The organism is Duganella margarita (assembly GCF_009857535.1).
In the GTDB taxonomy this organism is placed as follows: Bacteria; Pseudomonadota; Gammaproteobacteria; order Burkholderiales; family Burkholderiaceae_D; genus Rugamonas; species Rugamonas margarita.
In genome coordinates, this window is sequence record NZ_WWCS01000004.1 from 140,101 (window position 1) to 152,681 (window position 12,581).

Genomic DNA, 12,581 nt, shown 5'->3' on the forward strand with positions numbered 1-12,581 from the left:
GGACGTATGCCGTACATCTTCAAGGAAGTTGATACACTGGATACTGACCCACCGCCGCCTGCCGTAGGAGACGGTAGCTGCGTAGCCCTCGTCAAGTACTACGTGCCGGGGTTGAAAGGCGCCCCTACTTCGTCATGGCGGGCTGGAAGCAGTGTGCTTGAATTGGGTACGAAAGTTGCAAAGGGAACAGCAATCGCAACTTTCGTTGATGGTCACTATCCTAACAATCCGCACGGGAACCACGCTGCAATTGTCTTAAAGGTTATGAAGGGTGGAATCTGGGTGCTTGACCAATGGAAGGCCAAGGGTGTCATCTCAGCCCGGCTGATACGGATTCCACCACCACGCCAGCAGCGCAACAAAGATGGCTCGTTCAAGAATCCCTCCGATAACGCACTTGCCTTCTCAGTGATCGAGTGATGAAGCCCTCCATTCTTACAATCTCTGCTTGCGGTATTTTCACCACCGGCATTGCTTTCGCCGGTGAACAGCACCTTACCTGCCCTGCACGACTAGAGCCAGATGCTATTCAGCCCAATCACCTGCCTGCTGGTTGGGAGTTGCACATGCTACGTCCGGTGTATCTCACTGAAGGGGGAATGCTGCACGGCCCACCAGAGGAGTCGGCCTTTCTCGTACCTGACAACAGTACAAGTCGTAAGGCAGGCAAGCAAACCCGAGAAATGCAGCACTGGAGCTTTGACGTGCCTCACGGGTACACGATGTGGGTGTACTGCGGCTACGGCGGTGGTGGTGCCACGTTAAAACTCTTCCAGCAAGTGACAGAAAGCGCGACTGAATGCACCTTGTCCAGCCAGTCCACGAACGGACGGACGAAGGAGGTTCTGGAATTTTCTTGCAAGTAGATGCCGCACAAAAAAAGCCCGATTTCTCGGGCCTTAGAGGTTAGATTGAGCAGCTAGTCTGGGCCAACAAGTTGTCGATGCGACCGACAGAGACATCGCTGCCTGCGAAAAGACGTTCAATTTCATGAGCGATATCCGCGTGATGGAAAAACACGGCGGCAAGTCGGGCGACTGGAGCGCGGCCAGCTAATTGACGATCGGAAGCGAAAAGCCTGACGACGGAAGAGCATGGTTTTCATGATAACCTCTGCTCCATCGGTAAAGCGGGCGCCGCCGGCGTCCCCGTCCATCAGGAGGCGTCATGTCACGCATCGAAAGTTCGAATTCGTTCAGGCTCCAAGGAGAAACCACCTCGATCGGCCAACTGGTCGAGCAAAAGAAGATGGTGGCGTTCAAGCTGCCCGAGCACCTGCAGGCTGAACTGGCCCTGCACGACCAGCAGGTGGAGGCGCGCCTGGCAGCCAACCAGGCAGCCGCCGCCGCCAATCCCGACAAGGTGTTTGCGCAGATCGTTCAGAATGGTCAGGTTGTGGCCATGGTGTACGACAGCGGCACCGCTGTCACCCAGCAAAACATCCCTGGCCTGAAGCTGACCGAAGACTTTGCCGGCCGCAGCCTGGCCGACCGGCGCCTGGCGGAACTGACGCGCGCGGTGCCCGGCACGGTGATTTACGATAATTTTCTGCCGCTGCCCGGCCAGACCAGCGCCAGCGACATCAAATCGTCATCCAGCGTGGACCAGTCGCTGCTGCCGAAAGTGACTGCGCGCGGCCTGGGCGACATGACGGCAGAGATTGCGGCCGCCCGCGACGCGGCGATGCTGGCCGCCGGCATCCCCCTGAAGAAGGCCGGCTAAGCCTGTTCCGCAGAGCAACGCTGATCGACACGCTGGCAATCAGATTTGGGCGATGCCGCCGTCCACAAACAACTCAATGCCGTTGACGAAACTGGCGTCATCCGACGCCAGGAATACCGCCGCCTTAGCGATCTCGTCCGGGTCGCCCACGCGCCCCATCGGAATCAGCGACGCCAGATGATCGAGGAAGCCTTGCTGCTGGGCCGGATCGGTGCCTACCAGTTCCACCAGCCCCGGCGTCTTGACCGGACCCGGGCTCAGCGTGTTGATGCGGATGCCCCGCCCTTTGACGTCCAGTATCCAGTTACGGGCAAACGCGCGCACCGCCGCCTTGGAGGCGGCATACACGCTGAACGCTTCGGTGCCGCTGCTCGCTGCGGTCGAGCCGGTCAGGATGACCGACGCGCCCGCGCTCAGCAACGGCAGCGCCGCCTGCACCGTGAACAGCGTGCCTTTGACATTGCGCGAGAAGGTATCGTCGAAATGCGCTTCGGTAATCTGGCCCAGCGGCAGCAGCGAACCGCCCCCGGCGTTCGCCACCAGCACGTCCAGCTTGCCGTGCTGGGCGCGGATATGGTCGAACAGCGACTGCAACTGCGCCAGATCCGCCGAATCGACACGCACGCCTTCGGCCATGCCGCCGATACCGCCGACCGCGGCGTCGAGCTCCGCCTGCCGGCGGCCAGTGATGTAGACCTTGGCGCCTTCGTCGACGAAGCGTTTGGCCATAGCCAGTCCGATGCCGGTGCTGCCACCGGTGATGACCGCCACTTTGTTTGCGAGTTTGAGTGCCATGCTGAATTCCTTTACGGTTGGGAAGTGGATTCAGTATGCGCAGCCAGCACGCTGGCGATAAGACAAGCCAGGCTCATAAGATTTATGCTTTAATCGCATGGATGGTGACGACACTGACCTCAAAATGAATAAATTATTATGGATGCACTGCCTGGTCAGGGCAATAGAAACCGGCAGCTTTTCCGCTGTCGCGCGCGAACTGGGCATCGGGCAGCCGAATGTCAGCCGCCACATCGCCTCGCTCGAGCGGATGCTGGGCACACGCCTGCTCAACCGCTCCACGCGCCAGCTGGTGGCCACAGCTGACGGTCTGCGCTACTACGCCTTGGCGCGCCAGGCGCTGGACGTGATCCACCAGGCGGAGTCCGAGGCCCGAGGGCAGCAAAATCCGCATGGATTGCTGCGGGTGGCCTGCCCTTCCGCCCTCGCCACCGAAAAGATCATGGACGCGCTGCCGGCGTTCATGGCGCGCTATCCCGATGTGGACGTGGAACTCAAAATCAGCGACGGCTACGTCGACCTGGTCGCGGAAGGCGTGGATCTGGCGATCCGCGGCGGCGTGCTGAAGGACAGCGCGCTCAGGGCCCGCCGTGTCGGCACCTCCGAGCGGCTCTGCGTTGCCAGCGCCGCGTACCTGGAACAGCACGGCGTGCCGCAGCGGCCCGCCGACTTGCTGCGCCACGAATGTGTCATCTACACGCTGCTGGCGGGCGACACCCATGGCTGGCCCCTGCTGGATGGCGAGATTCAGGTGAGCGGCCGCCTGCGGCTCAACAGTCTCGAGGCGATACGCCGCGCCGTGCTGGCCGGCGTCGGCATCGGCTATCTGCCAGCCTGGATGGTGGCCGAGCATCTGGGCAGCGGCCAGTTGCAGGCAGTGCTGACCGATTACACAGCCAGGCCTTCGCCGCTGAATGCCGTCTATGCGGCCGAGCGCCTGTTGCCGCAACGCGCCACCGTGTTCATCGACTTCATCGCCGCGATGTTTGCCAGCACGCCGGGTCTCGACGGGCGTTCGCTGGTGCGGCCGGCGGATGAGACGGCGCGGCAGACATGACCGATGCGCAATGTGTTGTATTGCCTGATTGTCACATTTCATTAGCGCGCATATAATTAATGTCGCAGGAACAATTTTCTGACGCTATTGTCACCGTAGTCGTTTGCGCCACATAGAAAGAGTTTGCATGAGCAGCAACCCTCCGCCGAGCGAAGCCAAGACTCAGGAATACGAGTTTGAGCAAATGAACCTGCAAGTAGGCGGCAGGATCCAGTTCATCACCCATCGCACCATCAAACCCATCCAGCACTTCTCGACCCTGATCGGCTGGGTCAAGGATGAGTATATGATCGTCAAGGTGCCGTTTGAAAACAACGCGCCGATCGCGCTCAATGAGGGCGACAAGCTGACGATCCGGGTGTTTTCCGGCGTGAACGTGTGTTCGTTCTCCAGCGTGGTGCAGCGGGTGTTCCCGCGGCCGCTGTTTTATGCGCACCTGAGTTTTCCGGTGTCGATCCAGGGCACCAGCCTGCGGGCGGCGATGCGGGTGAAGGTGGATATTCCGGCGCAGATCACCAACACGTCGGGCAGCCACACGTCGGTGTTCCTGGTCAATTTGAGCGTGTCCGGGGCGCTGATCGAGTCGCCCAAGCAGTTGTCGGACGGCGATGGGCAGGTCGCGCTGTCGTTCTATTTGATCGCGCAGCCCGGCAACCGCCAGGTGCGCATCAATCCAAATGCGACCATCCGCAATATCAATGTGGTCAAGCCGGCGACCGGCGACAAGCCGGAGGTGTTCACTTACGGTGTGCAGTTTGTCGACCTTGATCCGGTCCATTACACCATGCTGCAAAACCTGACCTACGAAGCGCTGATCGCCGACCGCCAGAAGATCGTTTAAGCGGACGAAAAAAAACCGGCAAGCTGCCGGTTTTTTGGAGTGCTCAGAAATTAAGGGGTGCTGGCGGAGGCGGACGCAGCGGCATTGTTTTTCGTCAGAGCCGCAATCGCAACGGTGTTGGTTGCGGTAGTAGTAACATCCCATTTCACGTTCGACGCACCTGTGGCAATCGTCGGGGTGAAGATCACGGTAGTGTTGTCGATGTCCTTGCCTACGCCAGTGTTAAAGGTGCCGGTGATGGTCCCTGCGGCGACCGTAACGGTTTTCAATTCTTTGGTAGGCGTGAAGACTGGTACTCCATTTGCGCCGCTGTTGCAATTGGTGAAATCACCGCCGGCTTCCTGTGCGCACAGCGCCACGCCGGTTTTGATCGAATCAACTGACGACATCGCGGTCGCCATCTTGGTTTTTACGGTGTAGTCGCTGTACTGTGGAATCGCGACGGCAGCCAGGATGCCGATAATGGCAACCACGATCATCAGCTCGATCAGGGTGAAGCCGGCTTGTGCTTGTTTCTTCATCATTTTCATGGATTTCATTTTGCGACTCCTAGGGGTGTGATTACATTGTTGGGTGACACATCCCTACTAATGCAATTGGTATGCCAGCCTGTTTCTGCCTATATTTTCAGCAAAACCCATCCAAAACTGCCATTTTTTGTCAGCCCGACGCGCCGCAATTTGTCAGCCAGGCCACGACTGACAAAATTTGTCAGGCCACGCGGAAGGTCATTTGCGTGCCGCTGAGATCGATCACGTCGCCGTCGCTGAGGCGTTCGGCGGCCTGTGGATCCAGCGCCGTGCCGTTGAGCAGCGGCGCCAGTTCGCCTTCGGTGTGGGTGATCGTATAGAACTGCGGGTGGCGACGGATCACCACCACCTGCACGCCGGCCCGGCCCAGCGTGGTCTGCGGCTTGGTCAGCGCCACATGCTTGCCAGCGTTGGCGCCGTTCAGCACCGACAACTCGGCCAGCACCGGCTGCGCCGCCGCCAGCGGACGCACGCCGTCCGCCACAAACGCCAGCTGAAACTTGGCCATCTTGATGGCGTCCTGGTGTTGCAGAAAATGCTTGCCGATGCGGTGGCCGTTGACGAAGGTGCCATTGGTGCTGTGCAGGTCTTCCAGAAAGGAATCGTCGAGGATGGTGACGATGACCGCATGTTCGGCGCTGATGGCTGGATGGTTCAGCACGATGTCGTTGCGCGGATGTCGGCCCAGGCTCATGCGCTCCTTGCTCAGCTGTACCTGCTGCTCTGGTTGTCCGTCACGCGAAATGAGGAGCTTGGCCAATCGGATCTCCGGCAAAAAAATAAAGGGGAGCACATGGCTCCCCTTTATTATTCCACAACTAGGCGGATGGAAATTACAGCATTGCTTTCAGCAGACGCGCCATTTCCGATGGGTTTTTGGTCACGGTGATGCCGCAAGCTTCCATGATTTCCAGTTTGGCTTGTGCGGTATCCGCGCCGCCCGAGATCAGCGCGCCGGCGTGGCCCATGCGCTTGCCTGGAGGAGCGGTAACGCCGGCGATGAAGCCAACCACCGGTTTTTTCATGTTGTCTTTGATCCAACGGGCTGCATTGGCTTCGTCCGGACCGCCGATTTCGCCGATCATGATGACCGCATCGGTATCAGGATCGTCGTTGAACATCTTCATCACGTCGATGTGCTTCAGACCGTTGATCGGGTCGCCGCCGATACCAACTGCCGACGATTGGCCCAGGCCCAGTGCGGTCAGCTGACCCACGGCTTCATAGGTCAGGGTGCCCGAACGCGACACCACGCCGATACGGCCCTTCTTGTGGATGTGACCTGGCATGATGCCGATCTTGATTTCGTCAGGGGTGATCAGGCCTGGGCAGTTAGGGCCCAGCAGCAGGGTTTTCGAACCCGCTTTAGCCATACGGTCCTTGATTTCCATCATGTCGCGGACTGGAATGCCTTCGGTGATGCAAATTGCCAGGTCCAGGTTGGCTTCAACAGCTTCCCAGATCGCAGCAGCGGCGCCAGCTGGCGGCACGTAGATGACCGACACGGTGGCGCCGGTTTCCGAGGCGGCTTCTTTCACCGAACCGAAAATTGGAATGCCTTCGAAATCTTCGCCGGCTTTCTTCGGGTTCACGCCTGCTACGAAGGCATTTTTGCCGTTCGCGTAGTCGCGGCACATGCGGGTGTGGAACTGGCCGGTTTTACCGGTGATACCCTGGGTGATGACTTTGGTGTCTTTGTTGATCAGAATAGACATATCGGTTCCTTAATTATTTACCAGCAGCTGCGGCAACAACGCTCTTGGCTGCGTCTTCCATCGTGTCGGCGGCGATGATCGGCAGACCGGAGTCAGCCAGCATCTTCTTGCCCAGATCTTCGTTGGTGCCCTTCATGCGGACCACCAGCGGTACTTGCAGCGAAACCGCTTTCGATGCGGTGATCACGCCTTCGGCGATCACGTCGCAACGCATGATGCCGCCGAAGATGTTGACCAGGATGGCTTTCAGGCCTGGGTTTTTCAACATGATCTTGAAGGCTTCGGTGACTTTCTCAGCCGTAGCGCCACCGCCGACGTCCAGGAAGTTGGCCGGCTCGCCGCCGAACAGCTTGATGGTGTCCATGGTGGCCATGGCCAGACCGGCGCCGTTCACCAGGCAGCCGATGTTGCCGTCCAGCGAGATGTAGGCCAGGTCGAACTTCGATGCTTCCACTTCCGCTGGATCTTCTTCATCCAGATCGCGGTAGGCGACGATTTCTGGTTGACGGAACAGGGCATTGGCGTCGAAGTTGAATTTCGCGTCCAGCGCGATGATCTTGCCCGAACCGGTGACGATCAGCGGGTTGATTTCGGCCAGCGACGAGTCGGTTTCCCAGTAGGCTTTGTACAGGCCTTTGAGGTTGGTGACGGCGTCAGCGATCGAACCTTCCGGCACGCCGATTTTCGCAGCGATGGCGGCAGCGTCCGCGTCGGTCAGGCCGACGGCTGGATCGATGGCGATCGAGTGGATCTTTTCTGGGTGGGACTCGGCAACTTCTTCGATGTCCATGCCGCCTTCCGACGAGGCCATCAGCACAACGCGCTGGGTCACGCGGTCGGTCACCAGCGATACGTACAGTTCTTGTTTGATGTCGGCGCCTTCTTCGATCAGCAGGCGACGTACTTTTTGGCCTTCTGGGCCGGTCTGATGGGTGATCAGCTGCATGCCCAGGATCTGGTCAGCGTATTCTTTAACTTGTTCCAGCGACTTGGCAACTTTCACGCCGCCGCCTTTACCACGGCCACCGGCGTGGATTTGAGCTTTCACAACCCAGACTGGGCCGCCCAAGGTTTCAGCAGCTTTGACTGCTTCTTCAACGGACAGGCACGGAATGCCGCGCGGTACCGTCACTCCGTATTTTCGGAGGATTTCTTTGCCTTGATACTCATGGATTTTCATGCTGGCTTCCCTTCTGATGCTGATGTGTATAAATCGGTTGAATGATTAAGCAGATAATGTTGCTACGCGCTACCCGGTGCTGCTTTGTCCACCCAGCGCGGGTAAAACTTCGCCGCTGCGCCGGCCATGCCGCGCAGGGTGAGGAATCTTGTAGTGCAAATCGGTGTTTGATGCAGAGGGGGTGCCGCCAATAGTCCGCACACCATCCCGGCGGGGGATAGCGGTTGCGCGCGAAGACCGCAGCGCACGTCGGATAACTGGAGTTAACAGGGACATAAGATCGATACCGCTCTCGCGGCGTAATTAGTTAGCAGCCTGGCGCATTTTCTCTTACTAAAAATGCACGTTGCCGCAGCTTCTACGGACAACCACCGCACCCGCGGTGCTGCAAAAACCCGCAAAGTTTAGCACACCCCGCACCGGCTGGATACTCAGTCGTCGAGATCGGCGCCTTTGATGACCTTTTGCACAGTGCGTTGCGAGAAGCCTCGCTGCAACAGAAAGCGAATTTGCTTATGACGATCCTGTGGATCATTTGCCACGATGCCGAACTTGCGCTGCCAGATTTCGCGGGCGCGTTCGATCTCGGTGTCGGCCAGATTGGATTTGAGTTCTTGCAGGGCTTCGCCATTGACGCCGTGGCTTTGCAGCTCGGCGACAATGCGGCTATTGCCGTACCGGGCGGCACGGCGGTGGATCAGCGCTTCGGAAAAGCGCTCTTGCGACAGCCAGTTGTTTTTTTCCAGCAGGTCGAGCAGGGCGTCGACGTCGTCGCCCTCCTCGGCATACTTGGACAGCTTGCGCGCCAGTTCCAGCCGGCTATGCTCGCGCATCGAGAGATAGCGCAGCGCACGGGCTTTCAAGCTTAGTTGGGGTGGCGGCATCATCGTCACTCCCGCGCAGGCGGGAGTCCATGGAACTCTTGCTCAGCATGGGTTCCCGCCTGCGCGGGAACGACATGCTTAGGCTGCGTCAGCTTCCGGCTTGGCCGGCTTGAGCTTGACCACGGTGTTGTCGGCGCCGCCCAGTGGCGGCAGCGCGCGCACGCCCAGCGATTCACGCACCTTGTTTTCGATTTCCCACGCCAGCGCCGGACGCTCTTGCAGGAAGATGCGGGCGTTGTCCTTGCCCTGGCCGACGCGTTCGCCGTTGTAGCTGTACCACGAGCCCGACTTCTCGACGATCTTGGCTTCCACACCCAGATCGAGGATTTCGCCTTCGCGCGAGGTGCCGGCGCCGTACAGGATGTCGAAGTGCGCTTCCTTGAACGGTGGCGCGATCTTGTTCTTGACGACCTTGACCTTGGTTTCGTTACCGATCACCTCATCGCCCGATTTGATCGAGCCGGTGCGGCGGATGTCCAGGCGCACGGAGGCGTAGAACTTCAGCGCGTTACCGCCGGTGGTGGTTTCCGGCGAACCGAACATCACACCGATTTTCATGCGGATCTGGTTGATGAAGATAACCAGGGTGTTGGTGCGGTTGATCGAGCCGGTCAGCTTGCGCAGCGCTTGCGACATCAGGCGGGCTTGCAGGCCTGGCAGCGAGTCGCCCATGTCGCCTTCGATCTCGGCGCGCGGCGTCAGGGCGGCGACCGAGTCGACCACCACCATGTCTACCGAACCGGAGCGCACCAGCGCGTCGCAGATTTCCAGCGCTTGTTCGCCGGTGTCCGGCTGCGAAATCAGCAGCTCGTGCAGGTTGACGCCCAGTTTCTGCGCGTAGCCGACGTCCAGTGCGTGCTCGGCGTCGATGAAGGCGCAGGTGCCGCCCAGTTTTTGCATCTCGGCGATGGTTTGCAGGGTCAGCGTGGTTTTACCCGACGATTCCGGACCGTAGATCTCTACGACGCGGCCGCGCGGCAGGCCGCCGACGCCCAGCGCCACGTCCAGGCCCAGCGAGCCGGTCGAGACCACTTGCACTTCTTCGATAGGGGCACTGGCGTCCATGCGCATGACGGAACCCTTGCCGAATTGCTTTTCGATCTGGGCCAGCGCAGCTGCCAGCGCCTTGGCTTTTTCAGATGCAGGTACTACGCCTTTTTTGTCGTCCATAATGTGCTTTCAGCCAGTTGGGTTGTTCAATACAGGTAGCACTGTATAAAAAAACAGTGCTTAATGCAAGCGGGATTTGCGCTAATTCTTTGAGAAAGCACAAAAACTCGCCAAAATAGGGGCTTGTACAGCCGGAGTAGATTCACATGCGTATTTTACTTGCCGAAGACGATAGCGTCCTGGCCGACGGGCTCACCCGTTCACTGCGCCAGTCCGGCTACGCCATCGATTGCGTCCGCAACGGGCAAGAGGCGGATACCGCCCTGTCGACCCAGGAATTCGATTTGCTGATCCTGGACCTGGGCCTGCCCAAGCTGTCCGGCCTGGAAGTGCTGCGCCGCCTGCGCGCGCGCTCCTCGCTGCTGCCGGTGCTGATCCTGACCGCCGCCGATTCGATCGAACAGCGCGTCAACGGCCTCGACTTGGGCGCCGACGATTATATGGCCAAACCGTTTGCCCTGTCGGAACTGGAGGCAAGGGTGCGCGCGCTGGTGCGGCGCGGCGCCGGCGGCGGCGCCACCGTCATCAAGCACGGCCCGCTGAGCTACGACCAGGTCGGCCGCAGCGCGTATATCAACGACCAGATGCTGGACCTGTCGGCGCGCGAACTGGGCCTGCTGGAAATCCTGCTGGCCCGCACCGGCCGCCTGGTATCGAAAGAACAACTGGTCGACCACCTGTGCGAATGGGGCGAGGAAGTCAGCAACAACGCCATCGAAGTCTATGTGCACCGGCTGCGCAAGAAGATCGAAGTGGGCGGCGTGCGCATCGCCACCGTGCGCGGCCTCGGCTACTGCCTGGAGAAATTCAACGAGGCCGCGCGCGCCAGCGCCGAGGCCGAGGCCAAGGCCGACAGCGGAAACGCCAGCAAGTGAGCGCCGCCCCGGAAGCCGCCGAACCGGAGTATCAACCGCCCGCCCCCGATGCGGACGAGGACATACAGCATTCCCTGTTCGGCGAAATCCTGGACTGGATGCTGGCCCCGCTGCTGCTGCTGTGGCCGATGAGCATCGCCATCACCTACCTGGTGGCCAAGTCGATCGCCAACCAGCCCTTCGACCATGCGCTGGAAGACAGCGTGACCGTGCTGGCGCAGCAGGTGCGCTCGGTCGATGGCAAGCTGATCAAAAGCCTGTCCGGCTCGGCGCGCGACATCCTGCGTGCCGACGACATCGACAACGTCTACTTCCAGATCCAGGGGCCGAAAGGCGAACACATCGACGGCGACCGCGACATGCCGCAGCCGGTGCTGGACGACGAGGACAAGACCAGCGCCGGCGGCGTGCGCTTCCGCAACGACGCCATGCACGGCACGCCGGTGCGGGTCGCCTTCGCCTACGTGCAGATCGAGCGCAATGACGGCAGCACGCCGCAGCTGGCGCTGGTGCAGGTGGCCGAGACGCTGGAGAAGCGCGCACAGTTGGCCAACGCCATCATCAAGGGCGTGATCCTGCCGCAATTCATCGTGCTGCCGGTGGTGCTGGCCCTGGTATGGTTTGCGCTGTCGCGCGGCCTTTCGCCGCTGGCGCAGTTGCAGGAACGCATACGCGCGCGCAGTTCGGAAGACTTGAGTCCGATCGCCTCCAACCAGGTGCCGGAGGAAATCTCGCCGCTGGTGCGCTCGTTGAACGAGATGCTGTCGCGGCTGTCGCTGACGATCGATATGCAGAAGCGCTTCATCGCCGACGCCGCCCACCAGATGCGCACGCCGCTGGCCGGCATGCGCATGCAGTCCGAACTGGCGCTGCGCCAGACCGACAGCGGCGAAATCCACCGTTCGCTGGAACAGCTGGCCAAGAGCTCGGAAGCGGCCACGCGGCTGGTGAATCAGTTGCTGGCCCTGGCGCGCGCCGAGAACCATCCGCAGACCGGCAGCGTGATGCAGCTGCTGGACCTGTCCGAGCTGGCGCGCATGGTGGTGCAGGACTGGGTGCAGGCCTCGTTCGCGCACCGCATCGACCTGGGCTTTGAAGCGCCAGCGCAGCCGCTGCTTATCACCGGCAATCCGACCATGCTGCGCGAACTGCTGTCCAACCTGATCGACAACGCGCTGCGCTACACGCCGGCCGGTGGCAGCGTCACCGTGCGGGTGCGCAGCGATGAGCTGGAGCACGGCTACCTGGAAGTGGAAGATACCGGCCCCGGCATCGCGCAAGGCGAACGCGAGCGCGTGTTCGAGCGCTTCTACCGCATCCTGGGCAACACCGCCGAGGGCAGCGGCCTGGGACTGGCGATCGTGCGCGAGATTGCGCAGCAACACGGCGCCGAGGTCGACATCTTCAGCAATCCGCGCGCGACGCAACCCAAGCTGCCGGGCGCGCTGTTCCGCCTGACCTTCCCGCTGCCGCCGGCGCAGCACGATGACGAAAACGAACCGCCGTACTATGGATAAACCGCCACCGCCCGCCGCGCCGCCGCTCACGCGCCTGCAACATTGGCACAAGACCCGCCGCATGACCGCGCTGCTGCTGACGCTGTGGATGCTGACCGGCTTCTGCGCCGCCTTCTTCGCCCGCGAGCTGGCCGGCCTGAGCGTGTTCGGCTGGCCGCTGTCGTTCTATCTGGCGGCGCAGGGCGCGTCGCTGGTCTATCTCGGCATCATCGCCTTTTACGCCTGGCGCATGCGCCGGCTCGACCGCGCCGCAGCTACGCCACAGGAGCCGTCCGCTTGAAGCCACGCACCTTCT

The 12,581-nt window shown here is 60.8% G+C and carries 15 protein-coding genes; 8 read left to right on the plus strand and 7 right to left on the minus strand.

The features are described 5' to 3' along the window. Positions 1-6: 6 nt before the first annotated feature. The 3 genes from GTP55_RS07820 (at position 7) to GTP55_RS07830 (ending at position 1,722) form a co-directional block, all read left to right on the plus strand. Complete coding sequence (locus GTP55_RS07820) at positions 7-420, plus strand: BPSL0067 family protein (protein WP_161044379.1); 414 nt, start codon at positions 7-9, stop codon at positions 418-420. Beyond that, positions 420-866, plus strand: a complete 447-nt coding sequence (locus GTP55_RS07825) for an STY0301 family protein (RefSeq protein ID WP_161044380.1) — start codon at positions 420-422, stop codon at positions 864-866. The genes GTP55_RS07820 and GTP55_RS07825 overlap by 1 nt, the downstream gene beginning before the upstream one ends. A gap of 301 nt (positions 867-1,167) precedes the next feature. After that, positions 1,168-1,722 carry a hypothetical protein gene (locus GTP55_RS07830; RefSeq protein ID WP_161044381.1) on the plus strand — a complete coding sequence of 185 codons (555 nt, stop codon included), beginning with the start codon at positions 1,168-1,170 and terminating at the stop codon, positions 1,720-1,722. 39 nt (positions 1,723-1,761) lie between these two features. Here the strand turns inward: GTP55_RS07830 and GTP55_RS07835 are convergent, their stop codons facing one another. Beyond that, a complete protein-coding gene (locus GTP55_RS07835) occupies positions 1,762-2,517 on the minus strand; it encodes an SDR family NAD(P)-dependent oxidoreductase (RefSeq protein WP_161044382.1) in 756 nt (251 codons plus the stop codon). A 124-nt stretch (positions 2,518-2,641) separates the two neighbouring features. On the opposite strand from GTP55_RS07835, the gene GTP55_RS07840 reads away from it, so the two are divergent. Continuing rightward, positions 2,642-3,574, plus strand: a complete 933-nt coding sequence (locus tag GTP55_RS07840; protein ID WP_161044383.1) for a LysR family transcriptional regulator — start codon at positions 2,642-2,644, stop codon at positions 3,572-3,574. A 127-nt stretch (positions 3,575-3,701) separates the two neighbouring features. Then, positions 3,702-4,415 carry a flagellar brake protein gene (locus tag GTP55_RS07845; RefSeq protein ID WP_161044384.1) on the plus strand — a complete coding sequence of 238 codons (714 nt, stop codon included), beginning with the start codon at positions 3,702-3,704 and terminating at the stop codon, positions 4,413-4,415. Between the two features lie 50 nt (positions 4,416-4,465). On the opposite strand, the gene GTP55_RS07850 is transcribed toward GTP55_RS07845, so the two are convergent. The 6 genes from GTP55_RS07850 to recA form a co-directional block, all read right to left on the minus strand. Continuing rightward, positions 4,466-4,954, minus strand: coding sequence for a pilin (locus GTP55_RS07850; RefSeq protein WP_161044385.1), 489 nt, complete (start codon positions 4,952-4,954; stop codon positions 4,466-4,468). A gap of 172 nt (positions 4,955-5,126) precedes the next feature. Then, on the minus strand, positions 5,127-5,705 hold the full coding sequence (locus tag GTP55_RS07855; RefSeq protein WP_161044386.1) for an FHA domain-containing protein: 579 nt from the start codon (positions 5,703-5,705) through the stop codon (positions 5,127-5,129). Positions 5,706-5,778: 73 nt separating this feature from the next. Further along, on the minus strand, positions 5,779-6,660 hold the full coding sequence (gene sucD / locus GTP55_RS07860) for a succinate--CoA ligase subunit alpha (protein WP_161044387.1): 882 nt from the start codon (positions 6,658-6,660) through the stop codon (positions 5,779-5,781). A gap of 13 nt (positions 6,661-6,673) precedes the next feature. Then, positions 6,674-7,840 (minus strand): ADP-forming succinate--CoA ligase subunit beta, encoded by a 1,167-nt coding sequence (gene sucC / locus GTP55_RS07865; RefSeq protein WP_161044388.1) that lies wholly within the window; start codon positions 7,838-7,840, stop codon positions 6,674-6,676. Positions 7,841-8,271: 431 nt separating this feature from the next. Continuing rightward, the gene (gene recX / locus GTP55_RS07870) at positions 8,272-8,724 is read right to left on the minus strand and encodes a recombination regulator RecX (protein ID WP_161044620.1); all 453 of its coding nucleotides are present in this window, start codon (positions 8,722-8,724) and stop codon (positions 8,272-8,274) included. 78 nt (positions 8,725-8,802) lie between these two features. Further along, the gene (recA, locus tag GTP55_RS07875) at positions 8,803-9,894 is read right to left on the minus strand and encodes a recombinase RecA (RefSeq protein WP_161044389.1); all 1,092 of its coding nucleotides are present in this window, start codon (positions 9,892-9,894) and stop codon (positions 8,803-8,805) included. Positions 9,895-10,040: 146 nt separating this feature from the next. On the opposite strand from recA, the gene GTP55_RS07880 reads away from it, so the two are divergent. Genes GTP55_RS07880 through GTP55_RS07890 form a run of 3 tightly spaced genes read left to right on the plus strand, consistent with a single transcriptional unit; the run spans position 10,041 to position 12,566 of the window. Beyond that, positions 10,041-10,769, plus strand: coding sequence for a response regulator (locus tag GTP55_RS07880; RefSeq protein WP_161044390.1), 729 nt, complete (start codon positions 10,041-10,043; stop codon positions 10,767-10,769). Further along, entirely contained in the window at positions 10,766-12,286 is a 1,521-nt protein-coding gene (locus GTP55_RS07885) for a sensor histidine kinase (protein ID WP_161044391.1), read from the plus strand. Before GTP55_RS07880 ends, GTP55_RS07885 begins: the two co-directional genes overlap by 4 nt. After that, positions 12,279-12,566, plus strand: a complete 288-nt coding sequence (locus GTP55_RS07890) for a DUF4212 domain-containing protein (RefSeq protein WP_161044392.1) — start codon at positions 12,279-12,281, stop codon at positions 12,564-12,566. The genes GTP55_RS07885 and GTP55_RS07890 overlap by 8 nt, the downstream gene beginning before the upstream one ends. Positions 12,567-12,581 lie beyond the last annotated feature (15 nt).

Coding starts and splice junctions, on each gene's coding strand:
- GTP55_RS07820 (WP_161044379.1), top strand. CDS start 7: ATGCCGTACATCTTCAAGGAAGTTGATACACTGGATACTGACCCACCG.
- GTP55_RS07825 (WP_161044380.1), top strand. CDS start 420: ATGAAGCCCTCCATTCTTACAATCTCTGCTTGCGGTATTTTCACCACC.
- GTP55_RS07830 (WP_161044381.1), top strand. CDS start 1,168: ATGTCACGCATCGAAAGTTCGAATTCGTTCAGGCTCCAAGGAGAAACC.
- GTP55_RS07835 (WP_161044382.1), bottom strand. CDS start 2,517: ATGGCACTCAAACTCGCAAACAAAGTGGCGGTCATCACCGGTGGCAGC.
- GTP55_RS07840 (WP_161044383.1), top strand. CDS start 2,642: ATGAATAAATTATTATGGATGCACTGCCTGGTCAGGGCAATAGAAACC.
- GTP55_RS07845 (WP_161044384.1), top strand. CDS start 3,702: ATGAGCAGCAACCCTCCGCCGAGCGAAGCCAAGACTCAGGAATACGAG.
- GTP55_RS07850 (WP_161044385.1), bottom strand. CDS start 4,954: ATGAAATCCATGAAAATGATGAAGAAACAAGCACAAGCCGGCTTCACC.
- sucD (WP_161044387.1), bottom strand. CDS start 6,660: ATGTCTATTCTGATCAACAAAGACACCAAAGTCATCACCCAGGGTATC.
- sucC (WP_161044388.1), bottom strand. CDS start 7,840: ATGAAAATCCATGAGTATCAAGGCAAAGAAATCCTCCGAAAATACGGA.
- recX (WP_161044620.1), bottom strand. CDS start 8,724: ATGCCGCCACCCCAACTAAGCTTGAAAGCCCGTGCGCTGCGCTATCTC.
- recA (WP_161044389.1), bottom strand. CDS start 9,894: ATGGACGACAAAAAAGGCGTAGTACCTGCATCTGAAAAAGCCAAGGCG.
- GTP55_RS07880 (WP_161044390.1), top strand. CDS start 10,041: ATGCGTATTTTACTTGCCGAAGACGATAGCGTCCTGGCCGACGGGCTC.
- GTP55_RS07890 (WP_161044392.1), top strand. CDS start 12,279: ATGGATAAACCGCCACCGCCCGCCGCGCCGCCGCTCACGCGCCTGCAA.